This is a genomic window from Gelidimonas diazotrophica (genome assembly GCF_055694025.1).
Genome location: NZ_CM146349.1, coordinates 2,454,222 through 2,477,042 on the forward strand (window position 1 = coordinate 2,454,222; position 22,821 = coordinate 2,477,042).

22 protein-coding genes and 1 riboswitch are annotated in these 22,821 nt (G+C 56.7%); of the genes, 2 read left to right on the plus strand and 20 right to left on the minus strand.

Annotated features, from left to right (window positions below; all coding sequences use genetic code 11):
- Window positions 1-59: 59 nt before the first annotated feature.
- The 8 genes from KGFNPO_RS11370 to KGFNPO_RS11405 form a co-directional block, all read right to left on the minus strand.
- Window positions 60-665: a hypothetical protein gene (locus tag KGFNPO_RS11370; RefSeq protein ID WP_472631389.1), complete on the minus strand. Its 606-nt coding sequence runs from the start codon at window positions 663-665 to the stop codon at window positions 60-62.
- 61 nt (window positions 666-726) lie between these two features.
- Window positions 727-1,344 carry a thiamine phosphate synthase gene (gene thiE / locus KGFNPO_RS11375; protein ID WP_472631390.1) on the minus strand — a complete coding sequence of 206 codons (618 nt, stop codon included), beginning with the start codon at window positions 1,342-1,344 and terminating at the stop codon, window positions 727-729.
- A 255-nt stretch (window positions 1,345-1,599) separates the two neighbouring features.
- Window positions 1,600-2,397, minus strand: a complete 798-nt coding sequence (locus KGFNPO_RS11380) for a thiazole synthase (protein ID WP_472631391.1) — start codon at window positions 2,395-2,397, stop codon at window positions 1,600-1,602.
- 29 nt (window positions 2,398-2,426) lie between these two features.
- Window positions 2,427-2,630, minus strand: coding sequence for a sulfur carrier protein ThiS (thiS, locus tag KGFNPO_RS11385; protein ID WP_472631392.1), 204 nt, complete (start codon window positions 2,628-2,630; stop codon window positions 2,427-2,429).
- A gap of 19 nt (window positions 2,631-2,649) precedes the next feature.
- Entirely contained in the window at window positions 2,650-4,563 is a 1,914-nt protein-coding gene (thiC, locus tag KGFNPO_RS11390; RefSeq protein ID WP_472631393.1) for a phosphomethylpyrimidine synthase ThiC, read from the minus strand.
- A 70-nt stretch (window positions 4,564-4,633) separates the two neighbouring features.
- A riboswitch (TPP riboswitch) is annotated at window positions 4,634-4,758 on the minus strand.
- A 58-nt stretch (window positions 4,759-4,816) separates the two neighbouring features.
- Complete coding sequence (locus tag KGFNPO_RS11395) at window positions 4,817-5,803, minus strand: sensor domain-containing diguanylate cyclase (protein WP_472631394.1); 987 nt, start codon at window positions 5,801-5,803, stop codon at window positions 4,817-4,819.
- The gene (locus KGFNPO_RS11400) at window positions 5,803-6,414 is read right to left on the minus strand and encodes a chemotaxis protein CheC (protein WP_472631395.1); all 612 of its coding nucleotides are present in this window, start codon (window positions 6,412-6,414) and stop codon (window positions 5,803-5,805) included. Before KGFNPO_RS11400 ends, KGFNPO_RS11395 begins: the two co-directional genes overlap by 1 nt.
- Window positions 6,411-6,794 (minus strand): response regulator transcription factor, encoded by a 384-nt coding sequence (locus tag KGFNPO_RS11405; RefSeq protein WP_472631396.1) that lies wholly within the window; start codon window positions 6,792-6,794, stop codon window positions 6,411-6,413. Before KGFNPO_RS11405 ends, KGFNPO_RS11400 begins: the two co-directional genes overlap by 4 nt.
- A gap of 160 nt (window positions 6,795-6,954) precedes the next feature.
- Between KGFNPO_RS11405 and KGFNPO_RS11410 the strand changes: the two genes are divergently transcribed.
- Entirely contained in the window at window positions 6,955-9,780 is a 2,826-nt protein-coding gene (locus KGFNPO_RS11410; RefSeq protein ID WP_472631397.1) for a valine--tRNA ligase, read from the plus strand.
- Window positions 9,781-9,822: 42 nt separating this feature from the next.
- Here the strand turns inward: KGFNPO_RS11410 and KGFNPO_RS11415 are convergent, their stop codons facing one another.
- From KGFNPO_RS11415 to tyrS, 12 genes are all read right to left on the minus strand, one after another.
- A complete protein-coding gene (locus KGFNPO_RS11415) occupies window positions 9,823-10,653 on the minus strand; it encodes a 2-keto-4-pentenoate hydratase (RefSeq protein WP_472631398.1) in 831 nt (276 codons plus the stop codon).
- Window positions 10,654-10,965: 312 nt separating this feature from the next.
- On the minus strand, window positions 10,966-12,039 hold the full coding sequence (gene ruvB, locus KGFNPO_RS11420; protein ID WP_472631399.1) for a Holliday junction branch migration DNA helicase RuvB: 1,074 nt from the start codon (window positions 12,037-12,039) through the stop codon (window positions 10,966-10,968).
- A 9-nt stretch (window positions 12,040-12,048) separates the two neighbouring features.
- Window positions 12,049-12,627, minus strand: coding sequence for a Holliday junction branch migration protein RuvA (ruvA, locus tag KGFNPO_RS11425; protein WP_472631400.1), 579 nt, complete (start codon window positions 12,625-12,627; stop codon window positions 12,049-12,051).
- Between the two features lie 148 nt (window positions 12,628-12,775).
- Complete coding sequence (ruvC, locus tag KGFNPO_RS11430) at window positions 12,776-13,318, minus strand: crossover junction endodeoxyribonuclease RuvC (protein WP_472631401.1); 543 nt, start codon at window positions 13,316-13,318, stop codon at window positions 12,776-12,778.
- A gap of 1 nt (window position 13,319) precedes the next feature.
- Window positions 13,320-14,534, minus strand: a complete 1,215-nt coding sequence (locus tag KGFNPO_RS11435) for a cation:proton antiporter (RefSeq protein WP_472631402.1) — start codon at window positions 14,532-14,534, stop codon at window positions 13,320-13,322.
- 14 nt (window positions 14,535-14,548) lie between these two features.
- Entirely contained in the window at window positions 14,549-16,126 is a 1,578-nt protein-coding gene (gene purH, locus KGFNPO_RS11440) for a bifunctional phosphoribosylaminoimidazolecarboxamide formyltransferase/IMP cyclohydrolase (protein WP_472631403.1), read from the minus strand.
- 189 nt (window positions 16,127-16,315) lie between these two features.
- Entirely contained in the window at window positions 16,316-16,549 is a 234-nt protein-coding gene (locus tag KGFNPO_RS11445) for a Fis family transcriptional regulator (protein WP_472613109.1), read from the minus strand.
- Window positions 16,550-16,709: 160 nt separating this feature from the next.
- Window positions 16,710-17,726 (minus strand): tRNA dihydrouridine synthase DusB, encoded by a 1,017-nt coding sequence (dusB, locus tag KGFNPO_RS11450; RefSeq protein ID WP_472631404.1) that lies wholly within the window; start codon window positions 17,724-17,726, stop codon window positions 16,710-16,712.
- A 67-nt stretch (window positions 17,727-17,793) separates the two neighbouring features.
- Complete coding sequence (locus tag KGFNPO_RS11455; RefSeq protein ID WP_472631405.1) at window positions 17,794-18,465, minus strand: histidine phosphatase family protein; 672 nt, start codon at window positions 18,463-18,465, stop codon at window positions 17,794-17,796.
- A 78-nt stretch (window positions 18,466-18,543) separates the two neighbouring features.
- Window positions 18,544-19,176, minus strand: coding sequence for a YbhB/YbcL family Raf kinase inhibitor-like protein (locus KGFNPO_RS11460; protein WP_472631406.1), 633 nt, complete (start codon window positions 19,174-19,176; stop codon window positions 18,544-18,546).
- Between the two features lie 145 nt (window positions 19,177-19,321).
- Window positions 19,322-19,771: a D-aminoacyl-tRNA deacylase gene (gene dtd, locus KGFNPO_RS11465; RefSeq protein WP_472631407.1), complete on the minus strand. Its 450-nt coding sequence runs from the start codon at window positions 19,769-19,771 to the stop codon at window positions 19,322-19,324.
- An 11-nt stretch (window positions 19,772-19,782) separates the two neighbouring features.
- Window positions 19,783-20,976, minus strand: a complete 1,194-nt coding sequence (gene tyrS, locus KGFNPO_RS11470) for a tyrosine--tRNA ligase (protein WP_472634460.1) — start codon at window positions 20,974-20,976, stop codon at window positions 19,783-19,785.
- 257 nt (window positions 20,977-21,233) lie between these two features.
- Here tyrS and KGFNPO_RS11475 point away from each other — a divergent pair, with 257 nt between their 5' ends.
- Complete coding sequence (locus KGFNPO_RS11475) at window positions 21,234-22,607, plus strand: peptidoglycan DD-metalloendopeptidase family protein (RefSeq protein ID WP_472631408.1); 1,374 nt, start codon at window positions 21,234-21,236, stop codon at window positions 22,605-22,607.
- Window positions 22,608-22,821 lie beyond the last annotated feature (214 nt).

Consider the following 22,821-nt stretch of genomic DNA (forward strand, 5'->3'; position numbering starts at 1 on the left):
CGCGATAATCAGGTTTATCTCGTTGCCCGTTGGGCTAATAAAACGTTAGCCCAACCGTGCTAGCGATTATTCATTGAGAGTTTTCTCTGTATTGACACCAATGTGCGTCGCCTAATCCATCCGCTCGCAAGACGGATAGCTAACCAGTAAGGCGCAAATAACATTTTTGTCCGTGTATTTGGGCAATACACGAAAGTCTCGGTCCGAAGGGTGCGCATGTCTTTTGGATATTCGATCACCTGGAATCGTAGTACCAACTTTGCGACATTAGGATTATCGAATAATCGGAATTCCTGGGCGTTAGAAATTTCGTAAATACTCAAATCTGGCCGCCAGAAGCGCCCTACCAGACCTAACGAAGTTTCATGGTTATTTCGCCGAAGTAAAGTGAACGCATCAAACCCAAAGGGCGAAGGCTTTTTATTGTATTGATCTTTGCGGAATATTTTTCCGATCTTTAATGGCAGCTCACGAACGGATAAAAGCACATCGGCAACCCGATCGGCCCGCATATCAAGCGTGGAAACTGCAGCAATAATTTCTTCAGACTTCGCACTTATGGCACCTGATTCGTGAACTTCGTAAAAGCTAAAAAATGGAAGAAAAGATGAGCCTGAGATACATTCCAAACTCTCTTTCCTCGTGACAAAACCAAGAATCTTCATGAAATTTTTTTCACAGGTAGTGTTTTCTGTGGAAGGACGGTAGGTTGGGTCACAAATTTGGCTATTTTGAGGCGTTAAACAAATCCGCAAATTCCCGCGCCGCCGCTGCCGGATCGTCGGCCAGATAGATGCTGCTGATCGCCGCCACCATGTCGGCCCCGGCAGCTACCAGCGGCGCAGAATTTTCCTGCGTCATGCCGCCGATCACCACGCTGGGCAGCGGGATTTCCGCCTTCGACTGCGCCAAAATATCAATCGAAGTGGTAAGCGGATATTTTTTCACCTTCGAAGCATAAAAACCACCGTAAGCGACGTAACTGGCGCCGGCCAGATGCGCCGCGTGCGCCAGTTCCAGGCTGCCGTAACACGATGCGCCGACGATTTTATCCGGGCCAACCGCTGCGCGCACCGCTGCCACCGCCGCATCGGTGCCGCCGACATGGATGCCATCGGTATCGAGTTCCAGACACAGCGCGACATAATCATTGATGATGAAAGGCCGGGCGTAGCGGCGGCACAGCGCTTGCAACGCAGCGGCCTGAATCCGGCGTAGTTCCGGGCCGGCGGTTTTGTGGCGATATTGCAGCAGCGCCGCGCCGCCCTGCAATGCTTGCTCGGACACCCGCAGCAAGCGTTCGGTGTCATCCCAATCGGGTGTGACGATATACAGTCCGTTCATGGCTTTTCTTTACTATCAAGGGGCGCGCCAGCCTGTTGCTGCGCCGCGCCGGTCATGTTAAATATACACAATACTGTATTTTTATGAGTCGCTTTATATATATGCGGGAAATGCCATGTTATATGGCATACCCCCCACTATTTAGTATGTCTGCGTGGACACAAGTGGGTGCCCACGCTACGCTACTTGTAGGTGCGAATTTATTCGCATTCTTAACTGTTCCATGCGAATAAATTCGCACCTACAGCGCTACTTCTATGCAACGCGTCCCGCCATCGGCGACGATGGCGACGCTGCAAAACGTTTGGCGATCCGTCCGGCCAGATACGCGTGGCGTCCGGCCTGTACGCCCAGCTTCATCGCTTGCGCCATGCGGATCGGGTCGCGCGCGCCGGCAATCGCGGTATTCATCAGCACGCCGTCGCAACCGAGTTCCATCGCGATTGCGGCGTCCGATGCAGTGCCGACGCCGGCGTCGACGATCACCGGCACTTTCGACTGCTCGATGATCAGCGACAGATTCCACGGGTTCAGGATGCCCATTCCGGAGCCGATCAGGGACGCCAGCGGCATGATGGCGACGCAGCCGATTTGCTCCAGCATCTTGGCCTGGATCGGATCGTCGCTGCAGTACACCATTACGTCGAAACCATCAGCAACCAATATTTCAGCCGCCTTCAGGGTTTCCGGCATGTTGGGGAACAGGGTTTTTTCGTCGCCCAGCACTTCGAGCTTGACCAGCTTGTGGCCGTTCAGTAATTCGCGCGCCAGTTGCAGCGTGTACACCGCATCTTTCGCGTTGTAGCAGCCGCCGGTATTGGGCAGGATGGTGAACTGCGACGGCGGCACGAAATCCAGCAGGCTGGGCTCGTTTGCATCCTGGCCGATATTGACGCGCCGGATGGTGACGGTGACGATGCCGGTGCCGCTGGCGTCGACCGCGGCGCGGGTTTCTGCAAAATCGCGATATTTGCCGGTACCAACCAGCAGGCGTGAATCATAAGTTTTGCCGGCGATGGTCAAGCCATCGACGATTACGTTGTTGTCTTGCATTTCAATATCTCCACAAAAAATTCTACAAGTTACCCGCCGCCGATTGCGCGCACGATATCGACCCGGTCTTTCGGCTGCAACAACCGTTGCGACCACTGCTGGCGCGGCACCACTTCACGATTGATGGCTACCGCGATGCCCTTGCCGGCCAAATCCAGCGACGCTATCAGCGCCTCCAGATTGTGCGCGGCGGGCACCGGATGCGGCACGCCGTTGAGTTCGATTTCAATCATTGCAACCTCGCTCCAAATTTCATTGCTTGCGGTAAATTTCTGCGCCGTTTTTAATGAACTCGACCGACTTGATTTCCATCCCTTTCTTCAGAGCGGCGATTTCGCTGATGCCTTGATTGGCTGCGTATTCGCGCACTTCCTGGGTGATTTTCATCGAGCAGAAATGCGGGCCGCACATGGAGCAGAAGTGTGCCACTTTGGCCGAATCCTTGGGCAAGGTCTCGTCGTGGAATTCGCGCGCCTTGTCGGGGTCGAGTCCGATGTTGAACTGGTCGTCCCAGCGGAATTCGAATCGTGCCTTGGATAAAGCATTGTCGCGGATTTGCGCGCCCGGGTGGCCCTTGGCTAGATCGGCGACATGGGCCGCGATTTTGTAGGTAATGATGCCGTCCTTGACGTCGGCTTTGTTGGGCAAGCCCAGATGTTCTTTCGGTGTCACGTAGCACAGCATCGCGGTGCCGTACCAGCCGATGGTAGCCGCGCCGATGCCGGACGTGATGTGGTCGTAACCCGGTGCGATGTCGGTGGTCAACGGCCCGAGCGTGTAGAACGGTGCTTCGCTGCACTGATCCAATTGCAGATCCATGTTTTCCTTGATCAGATGCAGCGGCACATGGCCGGGGCCTTCGATCATCACTTGCACGTCATGTTTCCAGGCGACTTGCGTCAGTTCGCCGAGGGTTTTCAGTTCGCCCAATTGCGCTTCATCGTTGGCGTCATAAATCGAACCGGGCCGCAAGCCGTCGCCGAGACTGAAGGCGACATCGTAGGCTTTCATGATGGCGCAAATGTCTTCGAAATGCGTGTACAGGAAAGATTCTTCATGGTGCGCCAGACACCATTTGGCCATGATCGAGCCGCCGCGCGAGACGATGCCAGTCAGGCGCGAGGCCGTCATCGGCACATAGCGCAGCAGCACGCCGGCGTGGATCGTGAAGTAATCGACGCCCTGCTCCGCTTGCTCGATCAGGGTGTCGCGGAAAATTTCCCAGGTCAGGTCTTCGGCCTTGCCGTTAACCTTTTCCAGCGCCTGGTAGATCGGCACGGTGCCGATCGGCACCGGGCTGTTGCGGATGATCCACTCGCGCGTTTCATGAATGTGCTTGCCGGTAGACAAGTCCATCACGTTGTCGCCGCCCCAGCGGATGGCCCAGGTCATTTTTTCGACTTCTTCGCCGATGCTGGAGGTGACCGCCGAATTGCCGATGTTGGCGTTGATCTTGACCAGGAAGTTGCGACCGATGATCATCGGCTCGATTTCCGGGTGGTTGATGTTGGCGGGAATGATCGCGCGGCCGCGGGCAATTTCATCGCGCACGAATTCCGGCGTGATTTCGGCTGGGATCGATGCGCCGAACGACTGGCCCGGATGCTGGCGGCCCATCAGGTCGGCCAGCTTGTTGCCCATCGGACCGGAGGCTTTCAGTTCTGCCAGGTATTCGCGACGCCGCAGGTTTTCGCGGATGGCGACAAATTCCATTTCGGGCGTGATGATGCCTTGTCGGGCGTAATGCATCTGCGTGACATTTTTACCGGATTTGGCACGGCGCGGCTTGCGTTGCAGGTTGAAGCGCAACTCGGCCAGTGCCGGATCGTTCAAGCGTTCAACGCCATATGCGGAACTGGGGCCGGATAATTCTTCAGTATCGGCGCGCTCGGCAATCCATGGGCCGCGTACCGATTCCAGACCGGAGCGAATGTCAATCTTGGCAGCCGGATCGGAATACGGGCCGGAAGTGTCATATACATAAATCGGCGGATTTTTTTCTGCACCGAATGAGGCTTCGGTATCGGATTGGCTGATTCTGCGCATCGGCACCCGGATATCGGGGCGCGAACCCTCGATATACACTTTGCTGGAATTCGGCAACGGCTGGATTGCGGCTGCATCTACCGTGGCGGTAGCGGACAGGAATTTCGGATTGGCGTTCATTTTGGCTCCTTTGTATTTCTTTAAAGAAGCCAGCTAAGGAGGATGGGAGCGGTAAAGGTGGAATCACCTTGTGAAATCTCTCAAGCTTCCCTTCGCTGGCATTATCCAGATCAGGTTCGGAGGGTGTTTCTCACCCGATTGCCGCATGCTGCAACTTCTTGCGACTTGCGACAGTCAGGACCCCTAGCATTACGCTGCCTTGACGGCAGCGCGGTTTGAATTATAACGTTTTCAGGATGATTGGGCTTTCGATTTACTCAACGGCCTGTTTGTTTTCCGTGCCAAGCGTGAAAGCAACCGCCTGGTTGCGGCCTGTTTGTTTAGCGCGGAACAGCGCTGCGTCGGCACTGTCGAGCAGTTGAGTAGGGTCGCAATCGGTGTCCGGCACGAAAGTGCAGAAACCGATGCTGACAGTGAGCAGATCGGAGGTACTGGATTTGTTGAGGGGTATGGCCAGATTCAATATCGCACAGCGGAGTTTTTCGGCAAAATCGGCAGCACTTATCTGGGATAGGCTGGGCAATACCAGCACGAATTCCTCGCCGCCATAACGCGCCGCCACATCGGTAGCACGCGACAACTGCGACTTCAAAGCCCTTGCCACCCGTCGCAGTGCCCGGTCGCCTTCGATATGCCCGTAGTAATCGTTGTATTCCTTGAAGTGGTCAATATCCACCACGAACACCGACAGTGGCTGATGTTCCCTTTTGGCATGACCCAGCGCGATCTTGTAGTGCCCATCGAAAAAGCGCCGGTTATAAATTCCGGTCAGGCTATCGGTGATGGTTTCCAGCCGCAATGTCTCTGAATGCGAGCGCAACACTTTTTCGCGCTTGATCGACGTGCTGGAGTCACTCACCTGGATCAGGCAACAACGCTCGCCCAAGCGGGAGAGAATCGGCGTGATGGTGATCGATTGATGCATCCGGAGCCCGGATTGCTGCATCTCGGCGCTGTCGTATAGCGGCAACGGGCAGCGATGCAGCGCGTTCGACAGTACTGCCGGCATGCCGTAGGTCAGCGTATTTTTGATCGCGGCCAGAAACGCCGGCGTCAATGGTTCTGCAAACACGCCGGCGAGTTGCGCATTGATGGCATCGGCCGGATCAATATTGCTGCGCTTGATGATCCATTGGTTCCACAGCAGGATATTGCCGTTGGCATCGACAATGATCAAACCGAGATTGACTGCATTGAAGAGCAGCTCGATATCAAAGCGGTTTGGCTCGGTTGCGTTCATCACAGGCCGTCGATAAAGCGTTGAATTTGCGTCACCAGGTTACCGAGAGAAGTCGAACTCAGCAGAAAAATAAGATGACCCTCAGTATGCCGTTTCTCGATCGCCAGATCGATATGCAGCAACAGAATATAGGGTTGATCGCTGTTATCGGTAATCCTGTGCAAAATATCGGGCAGCGATTCGACCGTGTAGCTGGGCAGCGAGCTGTCCATGCTAATGCTGAGCATATCGGCCATCGCCGACAGGCAGGCATTCAAAATGATGTTGCCAAGTTCACACATGGCTTCCTGCTCGAAGTCGGCCAATTCCTCCAGGCTCATTTGCGAGCCCATCATGTCGCGCACGATTTCGAGAGTATTTTCTTCAGTGAATAACAGCACCGCATCGGCATCAAACGGGCCGCTGAAATGCTGGCTGACTGCGCTGAACTTAACATCGCTCTGCGCCAACAACTTGGCATCGACTTCATCCGACTTGATGATTTCTACCGACGGCACCGACAGCTTGACTTCGTCGCCGACAATCTCGCTCAGACTGGATGCGGCGCGACCGGCACCGACATTGAATATTTCGGTCAGTGCGTCCAGATGCAAATTGGAGAGTAGATTCACTGGGCGCCTGCAAAATGACCCAAGGCCTGGGCAATGGATTTTTCCGTGACTGGCTTGGCAACAAAAATAATGCCCAGCAAACTGGCGCGGGCCTGATTGGCTTCCTGGATGTTGGCCGAGAACATCACCATCCGCAGCGCCGGATATTTGGCCAGAATCTGCTCTGCCGCATCGTGGCCGGAAATCCCCGGCATGTTGATATCCATGGTGCAATAGTCAGGTACATCCTGATCTATCAACGCAATCGCTTCCGTACCGCTAGCCGCCTCGGAAATGATCCAGGCCGGACGCTGTGCCAGCACATGGGCTCGAATAATCATTCTTGATACCTTGCTATCGTCCACGATAAGCAGCTTTTTTACGGTTCCATCCAGTGTCATGGCAGTTCTTAGTTGATATTGGCGCGATTATTTTACATCAGTGCCTCATTGCAATATAGCCCAAAAGAAAGGTTCAGCGTATTTTCTATCCGACGTTCACTCAATCCGGCAGGCTGCTAACCTTTATAATGCGCATTTACGCAAACTCACACGCCAAATCATGGAATTAGCCAAGTCTTTCGAGCCCGCCGACATTGAACAGTTCTGGCGCACAGAGTGGGAACAGCGCGGCTACTTTGCCGCGACAATGGATGCGGGCAAACCGTCATTCTCGATCCAGCTACCGCCGCCGAACGTGACTGGCACCCTGCACATGGGGCACGCGTTCAACCAGACCATCATGGACGGCTTGACGCGCTACCACCGCATGCGCGGCTTCAATACCGCCTGGATTCCGGGCACCGATCACGCCGGCATCGCAACCCAGATCGTGGTGGAACGCCAACTCGACGCGCAAAAGATTACGCGCCACGACCTGGGCCGTGCCAAATTCCTGGAAAAAGTGTGGGAGTGGAAAGAAAAATCCGGCTCCAGCATCACCGGCCAGATGCGCCGCCTGGGCGCGTCGGCCGATTGGAAGCGTGAATATTTCACGATGGACGAACCGCGCTCCAAGACGGTGACCGATGTCTTCGTGCGCCTGTTCGAACAAGGCTTGATCTATCGCGGCAAGCGGCTGGTGAACTGGGACCCGGTGTTGGGCACTGCGGTGTCCGACCTGGAAGTGGTGTCGGAAGAAGAAGACGGCAGCATGTGGTACATCCGCTACCCATTGGCCGACGGTTCCGGCCACTTGACGGTGGCAACCACGCGGCCTGAAACCATGCTGGGCGACGTCGCGGTGGCGGTCGATCCGACCGATGAACGTTACGCCCACCTGATCGGCAAGATGCTGGTGTTACCTCTGTGTGGCCGCGAAATCCCGATCATCAAGGATGAATACGTGGATAAGGAATTCGGCACCGGTTGCGTGAAGATCACGCCGGCGCACGATTTCAATGATTATCAAGTCGGCCAGCGCCACAACCTGGACAAGATCAGCATCCTGACGCTGGACGCGAAGATCAACGAATACGGTCCGGCTGTCTATCAGGGCATGGATCGCTTCGTTGCGCGCAAGCAGATCGTCGCCGACCTCGACGCCCAGGGTTTGCTGGAATCCGTCAAGCCGCACAAGTTGATGGTGCCGCGGGGCGACCGCACAGGCGTGGTGATCGAGCCGATGCTGACCGACCAGTGGTTCGTCGCGATGAGCAAGGCCGCGCCGGAAGGCACGCATTTCCCCGGCAAATCGATTGCCGAAGTGGCGCTGGAAAAAGTCGCGAATGGCGAAATCAAGATGGTGCCGGAAAACTGGACCACTACTTACAACCAGTGGCTCAACAACATTCAGGACTGGTGCATCTCGCGACAATTGTGGTGGGGTCATCAGATTCCGGCATGGTATGACGAAGACGGCACAATTTATGTCGCCAAGACCGAAGCCGAAGCGCAAGCCCAGGCCGGCGACAAAAAAATCACCCGCGATGAAGATGTGCTCGATACCTGGTTCTCCTCCGCGCTGGTGCCGTTCTCCACGCTAGGCTGGCCGGAAGAAACGCCAGACTACAAAATGTTCATGCCGTCATCGGTGCTGGTGACCGGCTTCGACATCATCTTCTTCTGGGTTGCGCGGATGGTGATGATGACCACCCACTTTACCGGCAAAGTCCCATTCAATACCGTCTATGTGCATGGTCTGGTGCGCGACTCCAGCGGCCAGAAGATGTCGAAATCGAAAGGCAATACGCTCGATCCGATCGACCTGATCGACGGCATCGATGTCGAGTCGCTAGTTGCCAAGCGCACTACCGGCTTGATGAATCCGAAGCAGGCCGACAGCATCGCGAAGGCCACACGTAAGGAGTTTGCCAGCGGCATCCCGGCCTACGGCACCGATGCGCTGCGCTTCACGATGGCTAGCTACGCGTCGTTGGGACGCAACATCAACTTCGACCTCGGCCGCTGTGATGGCTATCGCAATTTTTGCAACAAACTGTGGAACGCCACCCGCTTCGTGCTGATGAATACCCAGGGGCATGATTGTGGGCTTGAGAGCCAAGTTGATGGCGTTTGCAAGGATGATTACCTCGACTTCTCGCCAGCCGACCGCTGGATCGTGTCGCAACTGCAGCGCACCGAAGCCGACATCGAAAAAGGCTTCGCCGATTACCGCTTCGACAATATCGCCTCCAGCATCTACAAGTTCGTCTGGGACGAATATTGCGACTGGTATCTGGAAGTAGCGAAGGTACAAGTCCAACACGGCACAGAAGCACAGCAGCGCGCCACCCGCCGCACCTTGTTGCGGGTGCTGGAAACGGTACTCCGCATCGCGCATCCGATCATCCCGTTCATCACCGAAGCGTTGTGGCAAACAGTAGCGCCGCTGGCCGGCAAAGTGCTGAATCCCGCCGGCGACTGCATTATGCTGCAAGCCTATCCGCTGCCGCAGCCGCAAAAAATCGATGAACAGGCCGAAGGCTGGATGACGCAACTCAAGGCGATGACCGACGCCTGCCGCAACCTGCGCGGCGAGATGCAATTGTCGCCGGCACTGCGCGTGCCGCTGATCATGGAAGCCGCCGATGCAGAAGGCAAGGCGCAGTTGCAATCGTTCGCGCCGTATTTGCAAGCGCTGGGCAAACTGTCCGAAGTGCTGGTGGTGGATGCGCTGCCGGAGTCGCCGGCACCGGTATCGATCGTCGGTACAGTCAAGCTGATGCTGAAGGTGGAAATAGATGTTGCCGCCGAACGCGAGCGTCTGAGCAAGGAAATGGCGCGACTGGAGGGCGAAATCAGCAAGATCAACAGCAAACTGGCCAACGAAAGTTTCGTCGCCCGCGCGCCGACAGCCATAGTTACGCAGGAGAAAGAACGCCTGTCAAATTTTTCCTCAACCCTGGAAAAACTGCGCGAACAGCGTGCCAAACTGCCGATTGAATAATCCGGGAGCGCCGAGCAAACGCTCGGCGCTTTCAGTACGCAATCAGACGAAAGTGATACCCATCCCCGCCAGGTCCACGGCTGAAAACGCGGTGGACCAGGTCTGCCCGGCCTCGATCGGGATGGCTGCGGCCCAGGCGCCGGTGGCGACGATTTCCCCGGCCCGCAATGGCGCGCTCTGTGGCTGCATCTGCAATTGCTGGTGCAGATGCAACAGCGCATGCACCGGGCTGCCCATCACATCCGAACTATAACCGGCGGCGCGCAACCAACCGCCGCAGGATAGCGAGACGCTGGCATCGGACAGCATCAGGGCCAGATTGCGGCGTGATGCCGGCGACAGCAGACGCGCTTCGCCAATCAGCAGCGCGCCGTGCAGGCCGAAGGCGGCAATCGCATCGACTGCGGTAAATTTCCAGTCCGGGTATGGACAGATGACAATTTCCAGGCCGTGCGCCATCCATTCGATGCAATCAACCAGCGCATCCAGGTCGGCATCTGCTTCCGGCGTACGGCCCAGACGAAATACCACCGACGCTTCCAGACGCGGCTGTAAAGCGCCGGCCAGGCTCTGGACGCCATGATTTTTTTTCGAGGTGCGCACGGTGGCATCGAACAGCGGAGCCCAGATCAGCGTGCCGCTGGTCACGCTCGGGCCGTGTTCGGGACCGAGCTTGCGGTCGATGAAGCCAATCCGGCGCCCGATGATAGTTTCGCCCTGAGCAATGCGGGCGCTACTGATGCTGTGCGCAATATCGTAGGCATCTTGCAGCGACAGACTGGCGTCGGACGACAACGGCGCAATCAGCCGCGACATGGCGCGTGCATCCAATAATTGATGGGCGTAACGGTTGGCGAGGGAAGACATCAACATGGCATTGGCTTGTAAGACAAACGCTGCTCGGCCTTATATTCTCAGCGTCATTGCGAGTTTATGCAAGAGCGGCGATACGCTAACTAATAAAAAACGCGACCATTCAGCCGGCCATGTACGCCCGCTGTCAGGCGACAGGAACAGGAGCAGGAGCGCGGCGCAGGGGCAGGTTTCAAACTCGTCCCTGGCGCAAACATAAAATCAGCGCAGCTTTGGAAACTGCCCTACGTAAGAATAATACTTGGAGTATCATAAAAAACAGGTATTTTCCCGCATTATTTCAGTGTGACTTGAATAATACAAACTGCAGTATCAGGATTCAGGCGGCTCCATCGCAGCCCATTGCTCGCCGTTTGGCCCGACGCTGGGCGCTGCGAGGCCGAAGTGGGCATAGGCGGCAGGCGTGGCGATGCGCCCGCGCGGGGTGCGCTGCAGAAAACCTTGCTGTATCAGGTACGGTTCCAGCACATCTTCGATGGTGTCGCGCTCCTCGCTGAGGGCGGCCGCCAGATTGTCGACCCCGACCGGGCCGCCGCCGAATTTGAACAGTACCGCTTCCAGCAGCTTGCGATCCATCACATCAAAACCGACCTTATCGACATCGAGCATTACCAGCGCTGCGTCGGCGATGCTTCCGGTGATATCGCCATTGCCCTTGACTTCGGCATAGTCGCGCACCCGGCGCAGCAGGCGGTTCGCGATGCGCGGCGTGCCGCGCGAACGCTTGGCGATCTCGAACGCGCCGTCGTCCTCGATCGGCGCTTTCAGCAGCGCTGCGCTACGCAGCACAATCCGCGTCAACTCGGCGGCGGTATAGTATTCCAGCCGGGCGACGATGCCGAAACGGTCGCGTAAAGGATTGGTCAGCATACCGGCGCGGGTGGTCGCGCCCACCAGCGTAAACGGCTGCAAATCCAGCTTCACGCTGCGCGCAGCCGGACCTTCGCCGATCATGATGTCGATTTGGTAATCCTCCAGCGCCGGGTACAGGATTTCCTCCACTACCGGCGACAGCCGATGGATTTCATCGATGAACAGCACGTCGTTGGCTTCCAGGTTGGTCAGGATCGCCGCCAAGTCGCCGGGACGCTCCAGCACCGGGCCGGAAGTCTGGCGCAGATTGACCCCCATCTCGCGTGCGATGATGTGCGCCAGCGTAGTCTTGCCGAGCCCCGGCGGGCCGAACAGCAGCGTGTGGTCGAGCGCTTCGCTGCGGTTGCGGGCGGCCGTGATGAAAATTTCGAGCTGGCCGCGAATTTTTTCCTGGCCGACATATTCGTCCAGCTGCTTGGGGCGCAACGCACGCTCCATCGCCTCCTCGACATGCGAGACGGGGGTGGTGGCGATGATGCGCTGTTCGGTAAAACTGTCGGTCTGGATGCTCATGGAATACTTTTAACCTTTGGATAAAGCCTTCAGAGCCAGCTTGATGCCATCCGAGACGCCGCTGCCGGCTGGAATCTGCTTGGTGGCTTGCAGCGCTTCCTTGTCCGAATAACCCAGCGCCAGCAGCGCGTTGAGGATATCACTGGCCGAGTCGGCTACCAATATGCCACCGGCAGCGCCGAGATCGGCACCGAGTTTGCCTTTGAGTTCCAGCAGCAGCCGTTCGGCGGTTTTCTTGCCGATGCCTGGCACCCGTGTCAGACGACCGGCTTCCTGCAGCGTGATGGCTTGCGCCAGATCGGCCACCGACATGCCGGACAGAATCGACAGCGCCATGCGCGCGCCGACGCCGGTAATCTTGATCAACTGCTTGAAGACAGTGCGCTCTTCGGCGCTGCCGAAGCCATATAACAGGTGCGCATCTTCGCGCACCGTCAGATGGGTCAGCAGCACCACCTTCTCGCCCAGCGCGGGCAGATTGTAAAAGGTGCTCATCGGCACGCTGACTTCGTAGCCGACGCCGTTGCAATCGATCAATAGTTGGGGCGGATTTTTCTCAAGCAAAATGCCGGAAAGACGACCTATCATGAGGAGTGCTTTCGAAAACAGGTGGGAAAAGAATAAAAATAACAGCGGAAATTGGAAAGAATCATACTGCACAGACCGTAGCCAGCGCAAATAAACTGTATAAATACACAGTAGGGCTGAAGCGTCAAAATTACGCCGGAACGACGCTTCAGCCCACCAGCCGCCCGCCTTTGACCCGCAAGCCGCGCTTGGCCAATGCCGGCGCCAGCTTGCCCAACATCGCCAGCGCTTCGCCGCAATGCGCATGACAAATCGCCACCCCCAGCGCATCGGCCGCATCCGGTCCGGGCAGGCTGGGCAACAGCAGCAAGCGCTGCACCATATCCTGCACCTGCTCTTTCTTGGCCTTGCCATGGCCGACTACCGCTTGCTTGAGTTGCAGCGCGGTGTATTCGGCCACCGCCAGGTCGGCGCTGACCAGCGCGCAAATCGCTGCGCCACGGGCTTGCCCGAGCAACAGAGTCGATTGCGGATTGACGTTGACGAATACTTTTTCGATCGCCGCACAATCCGGCTGATACGTCGCAATCACTTTGGCGACGCTATCGAAGATGACTTTAAGACGCTCCGGCAGACTGGCGTCGGCGGTCTTGATGGTGCCGGAAGCAATATAGGCCAGCTTGTTGCCCTGCTTGTGGATGATGCCAAAACCGGTGATGCGCAGGCCGGGATCAATGCCGAGGATGCGCATCTCAGGCCTGATCAGCCGGCGGCACTGGAATCCGGCGCAATTCAACCGCATTGAAATCCGGCGGCGCATCGAAATCAATCGCTTTCGGCAACAGAAAGGAAGGCAGAATTGTGGTCAGTATCGCGTACACCAGCAAAGCGCCGTACAAAGTATCCGGCACCGCAAAACGCTCGCGCAAGATGCCCGCCAATACCAAAGTAAAGATCAGGGTCGGCATCAAAGTGATCGACACATGCAAACTGCTGCGGAAGGTTTCATTGAAAATGGCGCGCCGCTGCCCCCATACGATCAGCACCCGTAACGGCAGCACCACCGCAGTGATGCCGACGCCCAGCAACAGCGCTTGCCAACTCAATGCTTCAACCGGCACCCCGATGCCGCCATGAAAAAAATAGAACGGCAAGAAGAAGGAAGCAAACAGCTTTACCGCATGCATCATGCTGTCGGACACCAGCGAAGGCATGCGCTCGCGCAACTGACGCGCCAGGAAGCCGGCCAAAAATGCGCCGACCAGGTAATACACGCCCAGTTCCTTGGTGATCGAAGCGGCGATCACACCCATCAGCACCAAAAAAGTGAATTCCGAACCGGGCGCATACGGCAGCACGATGCGGCCGAACAACAGGAACAGGAATGGCATGACGAAAACCATCGCCAGCATAATCGCCGACGACAGCGCCAGATTTCCGACCGAATCCGATTGTAATGCGACGAACATCAATGCCAGCGCCAGCAATTCGCTGGTGATGGCTTTGAGCGTGACCCAGAATCGCTCCGAATCGCTTAAGCCAAATTGTGATAGCGAATCCAGGATGAAACCGGTCGACGGAATAAATAGCGCCAGCGCCACCAATGTTGCCGCCTGCCACGACAGCGCAAGAAACTGCATGCCAAGCAAGGCGCAGGCAGTCACAATCAACAGCGTCAGCAACAAATGGGTAAAAATCGGCCATTTGTGCTTAACCAAGTCGCTCAGGCTGACTTCGAGTCCGGCGAACAGGAACAAGGATGCGATACCGAATACCGACAGCAGCGTCAGGGTTTTGTCATGCTGGTAATCGCCGCCCCACAGCGAAACCACGATGCCGAAGAACAGGCAAGTAACAGGTCCCGGGATGCGAAAGCGCTGCAGTGCTTTCGGCACCACCAGAATGCCCAGCAGCAGCCCCAGATAAATCATCGGCTGCACAAATGACGCCGGCAGGTTTAATTCCATGGAATGGAATTAAATTAATGACGGAAATGACGGATGCCGGTGTACAGCATGACGACGCCACGCTCGTTGGCAGCGTCGATCACTTCCTGATCGCGCATCGAGCCGCCCGGCTGAATCACGCAGGTTGCGCCGGCGTCGATGACGACATCCAGACCATCGCGGAACGGGAAGAATGCATCCGACGCCACGGCAGACCCGATCAGCGACAAGCCGGCGTTCTGCGCCTTGATGGAAGCGATACGGGCCGAATCGACCCGGCTCATCTGACCCGCGCCGACGCCCAGCGTCATGCCGTTGGCACAGAATACGATCGCGTTGGATTTGACGAACTTGGCGACGCGCCAGGCAAACAACATGTCTTGCATTTGCTGCGGTGTCGGTTGCAGTGTGCTGACGACCTTGATATCGGCAATGCCGACATTCTTGGCGTCCGGCGATTGCACCAGCAAGCCGCCGCCGACGCGTTTGATTTCGAATGGATTCAAGCTGGTGCCCAGCGGGATTTCCAGCAAGCGGACGTTCTGTTTCGCGGCAAAAATCTGTTTTGCTTCGGCTGTGAACGAGGGCGCGATCACCATTTCGACGAATTGCTTGGCAATCGCCTCGGCCGCCTTGCCGTCGCAGGCGCAATTGAAGGCGATGATGCCGCCGAAGGCCGAAGTCGGATCGGTCTGCAACGCCTTCGAATACGCTTCCAGCGCATGCGCGCCGACTGCCACGCCGCACGGATTGGCATGTTTGAGAATCACACACGCAGCGGAATTGGCCGATGCGTCGAAAGTTTTTACGCATTCCCACGCGGCATCGGCGTCACCGATATTGTTGTACGATAATTCCTTGCCCTGCAACTGGGTGTAATTAGCCAGCGCACCGTCGAACGGGTTCAGGTCGCGATAGAACGCAGCGGACTGGTGCGGGTTTTCGCCATAGCGCATTTCCTGCACCTTTTCGGCATGGATGTTGAGCGTTTGCGGATAGGCGCTGCGGGTTGCGTGCGCTTTGTCGGCACCCAGGCTGGTCAGGTAATTGGTGATTGCGCCATCGTATTGGGCGGTGTGGGCGAATACTTTCTTGGCTAGCGTGAACTTGGTGTCGTAGCTGACTTCGCCGTTGCCGGCTTTTAATTCCTCTAGCACAACGCTGTAATCGAGCGGGTCGCAGATGACGATCACGTCTTTGTGATTCTTGGCTGCGGAACGCAGCATGGTTGGACCGCCGATGTCGATGTTTTCGATTGCATCTTCCAGAGAGCATTCTTGCTTGGCAACGGTTTGCTGGAACGGGTACAGATTGACCACCACCATGTCGATGGTCGGAATGCCGTGTTGCGCCAGCGCGGTTACGTGCTCGGGAAAATCGCGCCGCGCCAGGATGCCGCCATGCACTTTAGGATGCAGCGTCTTGACGCGGCCATCCAGTATTTCGGGGAAGCCGGTGTAATCGGCCACTTCGGTCACCGCCACGCCATTGTCGGCCAGCAGTTTGGCGGTGCCGCCGGTGGACAGGATATTGACGCCCATGACCGACAACGCGCGCGCGAAATCGAGTACGCCAGCTTTGTCGGAAACGGATAGGAGTGCTTGTTTGATCATGATGAGGTTCTCTGAATCTGAAGCGGCCGTAGTGGCCGTGATGGTCTATGGGGCCGTAATGGTCTATGGGGCCGGAGTGGTCTAAGTGGCCGGGGTGGCCAAAGCGGCTAATGTGAAGGCGGCAGCAAGTTAATAATCTAATAATCTAACTAAGAAGCTAGCCGCGCCCCTCACGTTATCCGCCGTGGATTACAACAGCCCGTGCTGCTGCAACTTCTTGCGCAAGGTATTGCGGTTGATGCCGAGCATGGCGGCAGCCGACGATTGGTTGCCTTCGGCACGCGCCATCACGACCGTCAACATCGGTTTTTCGACGCTCAACACCACCATGTCGTACACGTTCGACGGTTGCAATTCGCCCAAGTCGTCAAAATATTTTTCAAGGCTGTGCTGGACGACTTCCTGGATGCTTTCTTTGCTCATGCTTTTTCTTTTAACGTGTTGATATTTTTGAATAACTTATTTTTAAACTTAATTAGTGCAGGGTGTATTTTTTAATATCGCAATGAATATACGCGGGAAACACCTTATTTTTTCATATACTCCAGCAATATTTCGAACTGGCAAGAACTCCGATGCAGCTTCAAGCTGCCAGCGCGGGTTCGGAGAGGCCATATTGTAACCGCTCGCCATACGCCAATTGCGCCTCAAAAAATGTATTCAGCGCATCCAGTTGCGCCTCAATCGACTCGATCCGGTTCATGCTCTGGCGAAAAACCTCACCGCCGGGCAAGTCGCGCACATACCAGCCGATATGCTTGCGGGCGGTGCGCACGCCCAGATAATCGCCATAAAACGCATAATGGGCGCGCAAATGCGCGATCATCAACGGTTGCACCTCGGTCACCAGCGGCGCCGGCAAATGGCTGCCGGTGCGTAAAAAATACTCGATCTCGCGGAAAATCCACGGCCGGCCTTGCGCCGCGCGGCCTATCATCACCGCATCGGCCCCGGTGGCATCGAGCACGAAGCGGGCTTTTTCCGGGGTCGTGATGTCGCCGTTAGCCACCACCGGAATCGACACCGCCGCTTTTACCGCTGCAATCGTGTCGTATTCCGCCGCGCCGCTATAACCGTCGGCGCGGGTGCGTCCATGCAGCGTCAGCATCGCAATCCCGGCCGACTCCGCCATTTTGGCAATCGTCAGCGCATTCCTGTTTGATCTATCCCAACCAGTACGAAACTTTAGCGTCACCGGCACATCCACCGCCGCCACCACCGCATCCAGAATCCGTCCAACCAGTTTCTCGTCTTGCAACAGTGCCGAACCGCACCAACTGCTGCAGACTTTTTTCACCGGGCAACCCATGTTGATGTCGATGATCTGCGCCCCGCGTTCGACATTGAACCTGGCGCAATCGGCCAGCATGGTTGGATCAGCGCCGGCGATCTGGACCGCTTTCGGCTCCATTTCGCCGGCGTGATTGATGCGGCGCGACGATTTTTCGGTCTGCCACAGCTTCGGGTTCGAGGCCGCCATTTCGGACACCGCATAACCGGCGCCGAGTTCCTTGCACAACTGACGAAACGGCCGATCGGTCACTCCCGCCATCGGCGCGACGAATACATTGTTGCGCAGCAAATAAGGGCCGATATGCACGATGGGCGAGTGGGAATGATTAGGGGGACGCTATTCTATACGAATTATGCCTACAAAATAAGCATAATCAGGGAACGCGCTGATCAACCTCGTCCAGCGCCATCGCATCCAGGTGCGCGACTTCGCCCCAGGACACCAGCCGTAGCGTATCGGCTTCCAGGCGGAAGCGGTTGACGCTGGCATTCAAGATCGGGAAGTTGCGCGGCGTCGAAAGCGGCAGCGCGAGGGCGGCGCGGTATGCGCATTCCAGCACGCCGCCGTGCGCCACCAGCGCGATCTTTTGGCCCGGATATTGGCGCGCCCAATGCAGTATGGCAACCATGATGCGCGCATAAAAATTACGGAAACTCTCGCCGATGCGCGCCCCAGGCGGAAAAACCGCGTCGATATCGCGCGCTTGCCAGGCAGCAAAAGCAGCCGGATAGCGCTGGCTGATTTCGCTGTAGTACAAGCCTTCGAACGCGCCGTAACAGCGCTCGCGCAAGCCGGAGTCGCTGACGACTTCGGACTTTAATCCCGATTGCTGCACAGCTACCGCCTGCGCGGTTTGCCGTGCCCGCTGCAAGTCGCTGCTGATGATGGCCGCCAGCGGCTCATCGCGCAACGCCTGCCCCAACGCATCGGCCTGCGTCTGGCCTTGGGTGTTAAGTGCAATGTCACAATGCCCCTGCAGGCGCTTCGTCGCATTCCAGTCGGTTTCGCCGTGCCGGATCAGCAGTATTTCAGTACTCTTGCCCATACTTCCTTTATTTTTCTTGCCGTAGGATGGGTAAAACCCATCGCATTTGACGGCCGATCATGATGGGTTTCACCCATCCTACGGAGCCGCCAGTTCAGGCGACAGCGTATAAGTGCCGCTGATGCTGGCTTGCGCCAGAATATGACCTTCCATCGCCGCCAGTGCTTGCTGGGCGGTAAAGCTACCTTCGACCAGCAAATGGACGCTATCCAGCGCATACACGGTAAAAATATAGTGATGCACAATCGAATCGTTCCACGGCGGACAGGGACCGTCGTAACCATAATATTCGCCTACCATGTCCTGATCGGCAGCGAACCAGCCGGTGTAATCGTTGATGCCCTGACGCGCCCCGCGCAGAGCTTCCGGCCCCGGCTTGCCGCGCGCCAGCACGCCATCGCAGAATTCGCCCTCGGCAAGCGCCAGCATGGCCGGCGGCAGATCGACCAAGGCCCAGTGGAAAAAATCGACTCGCGGCAGATCGGCCGGAACCTTGCGCCCCAGCTGATTCACATCGTCACCTTGTGAAGGCGCATCGCGGTCATGGCAAATCACCACTAGCGACTGGGTGCCGGGCGGCACGTCGCGCCAGCCCAGATGCGGATTTTTATTGTCGGACAAGGCGACATGGGCCTTGGTATCGATTTTACAAAATGCAAATTTGGCAGGAATGGCGCCACCGTCCTTGAATGAATCGCTCCAGAGTTGCATGATTACTCCTTCATTATCGTTGCCAGGTTTGGATTGCTTCATACCAACATACCTATTACTGTATTTTCATGATCGCATTAAAATACAGCGGAAGAACCAGTATCTTCGGGCATACCCCACTAAAAATAGGTCTTACACAGAAGCATCAGATGGCCGGCCTGACCTGTAGCCAAAAAGTTACCGGCCCGTCGTTGGTCAGCGTAACTTCCATGTCGGCGCCAAAGCGCCCGCTTTCCACCAGCGGATGCCACAAACGCGCCTGCGCCACAAAATAATCGAACAGGCGACGGCCCTCTTCGGGTGGCGCAGCTGGCGTAAACGACGGCCGGGTGCCGGATTTGGTATCGGCTGCCAGTGTGAATTGCGGCACCAGCAATAAACCGCCCTGCACTTGCGCCAAGCTCCGGTTCATCTTACCCGCATCATCGGAAAACACGCGGTAAGCGATCAATTTGGCCAGCAGCGCATCGGCTTGCTTGATGCTGTCGCCGCGCTCGGCGCACAGCAATACCATCAAGCCGGCATCGATGGCGCCGACGGTGACCCGATCGACCACCACGCTGGCATGCGACACCCGCTGCAACAATGCGATCATCGCGGCAACCTCTACGCCAGCGTGACGCGGGCAAACTTGCGCTTGCCGACTTGCAGCACCATGGTGCCAGCTTCGACTTTCAAGCCTTTGTCGGAAATCATATTGCCGTCAATCCGTACCCCGCCCTGCTCCACCATGCGCAGCGCTTCCGAGCTGGAGGCGCACAGATTGGCCTGTTTCAGCAACTGGCCGATACCCAGCGGCGCGCCGCTTAATGCTACCTCTGGAATGTCGTCCGGAATGCCGCCCTTGGAGCGGTTGACGAAATCCGCCAGCGCATCAACGGCTGCCTGCGCCGAATGGAAGCGGGCCACGATTTCCTGCGCCAGCGTCACTTTGACATCGCGCGGATTCTTGCCAGCCGCGACAGCATCCTTGAAGCCGTCAATCTCAGCCAGCGAGTGGAACGACAGCAGCTCGTAATAACGCCACATCATTACATCGGAAATGCTCATTACCTTGGCGAACATGGTATTGGCCGGCTCAGTGATGCCGATGTAATTATTCTTCGACTTCGACATTTTTTCGATGCCGTCCAGCCCTTCCAGCAGCGGCATGGTCAGGATGCACTGCGGCTCCTGGCCGTAATCCTTTTGCAGTTCGCGCCCGACCAGCAGATTGAATTTCTGATCGGTGCCGCCGAGTTCGAGGTCGCTTTTCAAGGCCACCGAATCGTATCCCTGCATCAGCGGGTACAGAAATTCATGCACTGAAATTGGCGTGTTGGCCTTGAAGCGCTTGCTGAAATCGTCGCGCTCCATCATCCGCGCCACCGTCGAATGCGAGGCCAGCTCGATCATGCCGCGCGCGCCCAACGGGTCGCACCATTCGGAGTTGTAGCGGATTTCGGTCCTGGCCGCATCCAGCACCAGACTGGCCTGCTTGAAGTACGTCATCGCATTTTGTTCGATCTGCTCTTTCGTCAACGGCGGGCGCGTCACGTTGCGCCCGGACGGGTCGCCGATCATCGAAGTGAAGTCGCCGATCAAAAAAATCACGTTATGACCCAGATCCTGCAACTGGCGCATCTTGTTCAGCACCACGGTGTGGCCCAGATGCAGGTCGGGCGCGGTCGGGTCCAGCCCGAGCTTGATGCGTAGCGGTATGCCGCTGCGTTCGGCGCGCGCCAGTTTTTGTGCGAATTCAGCTTCGATCAGCAGTTCGTCGGCACCGCGCCGGGTGATGGCAAGCGCTTCTTGCACCATATCCGACAACGGCAACGCTGTGCTTGGTCCGGAAGAATTTGCATGATCGGCTGGAGCTTGGTCTAGGGCAGATTGGGATTGAACGTCCATGTTTTAACTTTGTTTCACTTTCAAAAGGCTAATGAGTGCTTCCGACTTTGTTATAATGCTTGACTATTTTCCACCTTGCCGCTAGTCAATAGCAAGGCAGCAAGAAAACGTACTTGCACTGCATTTACACAAAATTCACACCAACCCGACAAATTTTAACTGATTAGATGCAACCAAATCATAAATACCTGAGCCTCGGCTCGACCGGCAAGCTGTTGCTGGGCACCTCCCGCAAGACCCGAATCATCTCGGCCACCGGTCTATTTCTGGCAGCATGCGCATTCGGCGCAATCGGTGTCGCGCCGCTCGCACCGGACGCCTCCGACCTACCGGTCAGTTTGATCGAACAGCAAATAACGCTGCCCAACCTGTCACAGCAAATCGCGGCGCTCGAACAAGCCTCCCCCCAATATTACATGCGTGAAGAAAAAGTCCGTACTGGCGATACGCTGGCGACTTTACTGGAACGGCTCGGGATCAACGATGCGGCAGCGGAGAATTTCATCAAGTCCGACAGCACCGCACGCAGCGTGATGCAATTGCGCTCCGGCAAAAGCGTGCAGGCGCAAACCAATGGTGACGGCAGCCTGCAATGGTTGCGCACCACCGTCGTCAGCGGCAGCGACAACCCGGTCAAGAACCTGGTGATCGCGCGCAATGGCGACAACTTCAAGGCTGTGGAAGAAACCGCTGCCATCCAGATGCGGGTTGAAATGCGCTCCGGCCTGATCAATTCATCGCTCTTTGCCGCCACCGACGGTGCCGACATCCCGGACACTATCGCAACCCAAATGGTCGACATGTTCTCGACCAATATCGACTTTACCTCCGACTTGCGCAAGGGCGACCGCTTCAATGTGGTCTATGAAACTTTCTGGCAAAACGGTGACTTCGTGCGCACCGGCCGTGTGCTGGCGGGCGAATTCGTCAACAATGGCAGCACCTACCAGTCGGTCTGGTTCCAGGAACCGGGCAGCAAGCAAGGCGGCGGTTATTACGGCTTCGACGGCAAGTCGCTGAAAAAAGCTTTTCTTAAATCTCCGCTCGCATTTTCCCGCATCTCATCGGTCTTCTCGATGCGCAAACACCCGATTTTGGGCCAGTGGAAGCAGCACAAGGGCGTCGATTTCGCCGCGTCGAGCGGCACCCCGATTCGCGCCTCGGGCGATGGCGTGCTCGATTTCGCCGGCACTCAAAACGGCTATGGCAACTTCATCCTCATCAAGCACTGGAACAATTATTCCACCGCTTACGCTCACATGAGCCGCTTGGCGCCCGGCATGCGCAAGGGCAGCAAGGTCAGCCAGGGCGACGTGATCGGTTATGTCGGCTCCACCGGTTGGGCTACCGGCCCGCATTTGCATTACGAATTCCGCGTCAACAATGTAGCGATCAATCCGATGTCGGTCGATGTGCCGAACGCGCAACCGATGACGACGGCCCAGTTGCGGCAATTCCGCAACGTTACCGGCGACATCATGCATCGCTTCGCTTTGATGCAGCCGCAGGAAAACCCAGTCAAACTGGCGTCCATCGATTGATGTGATTGCTTGTACGCAGCAACAACAAACGGTTACTGAAGCACTTCAGTAACCGTTTTTTTAATTAGAAGCTGGTGTTACGCACAAAAAATTCTGTCCACGAAAAACACGAAAGACACGAAAAAAAATTCTCTGCCATAGTCGAAAGAAAGATTTTTGCATTCTTTCGTGCTTTTAGTGTCTTTCGTGGACAATGCTTTGCATGTCTGCATCA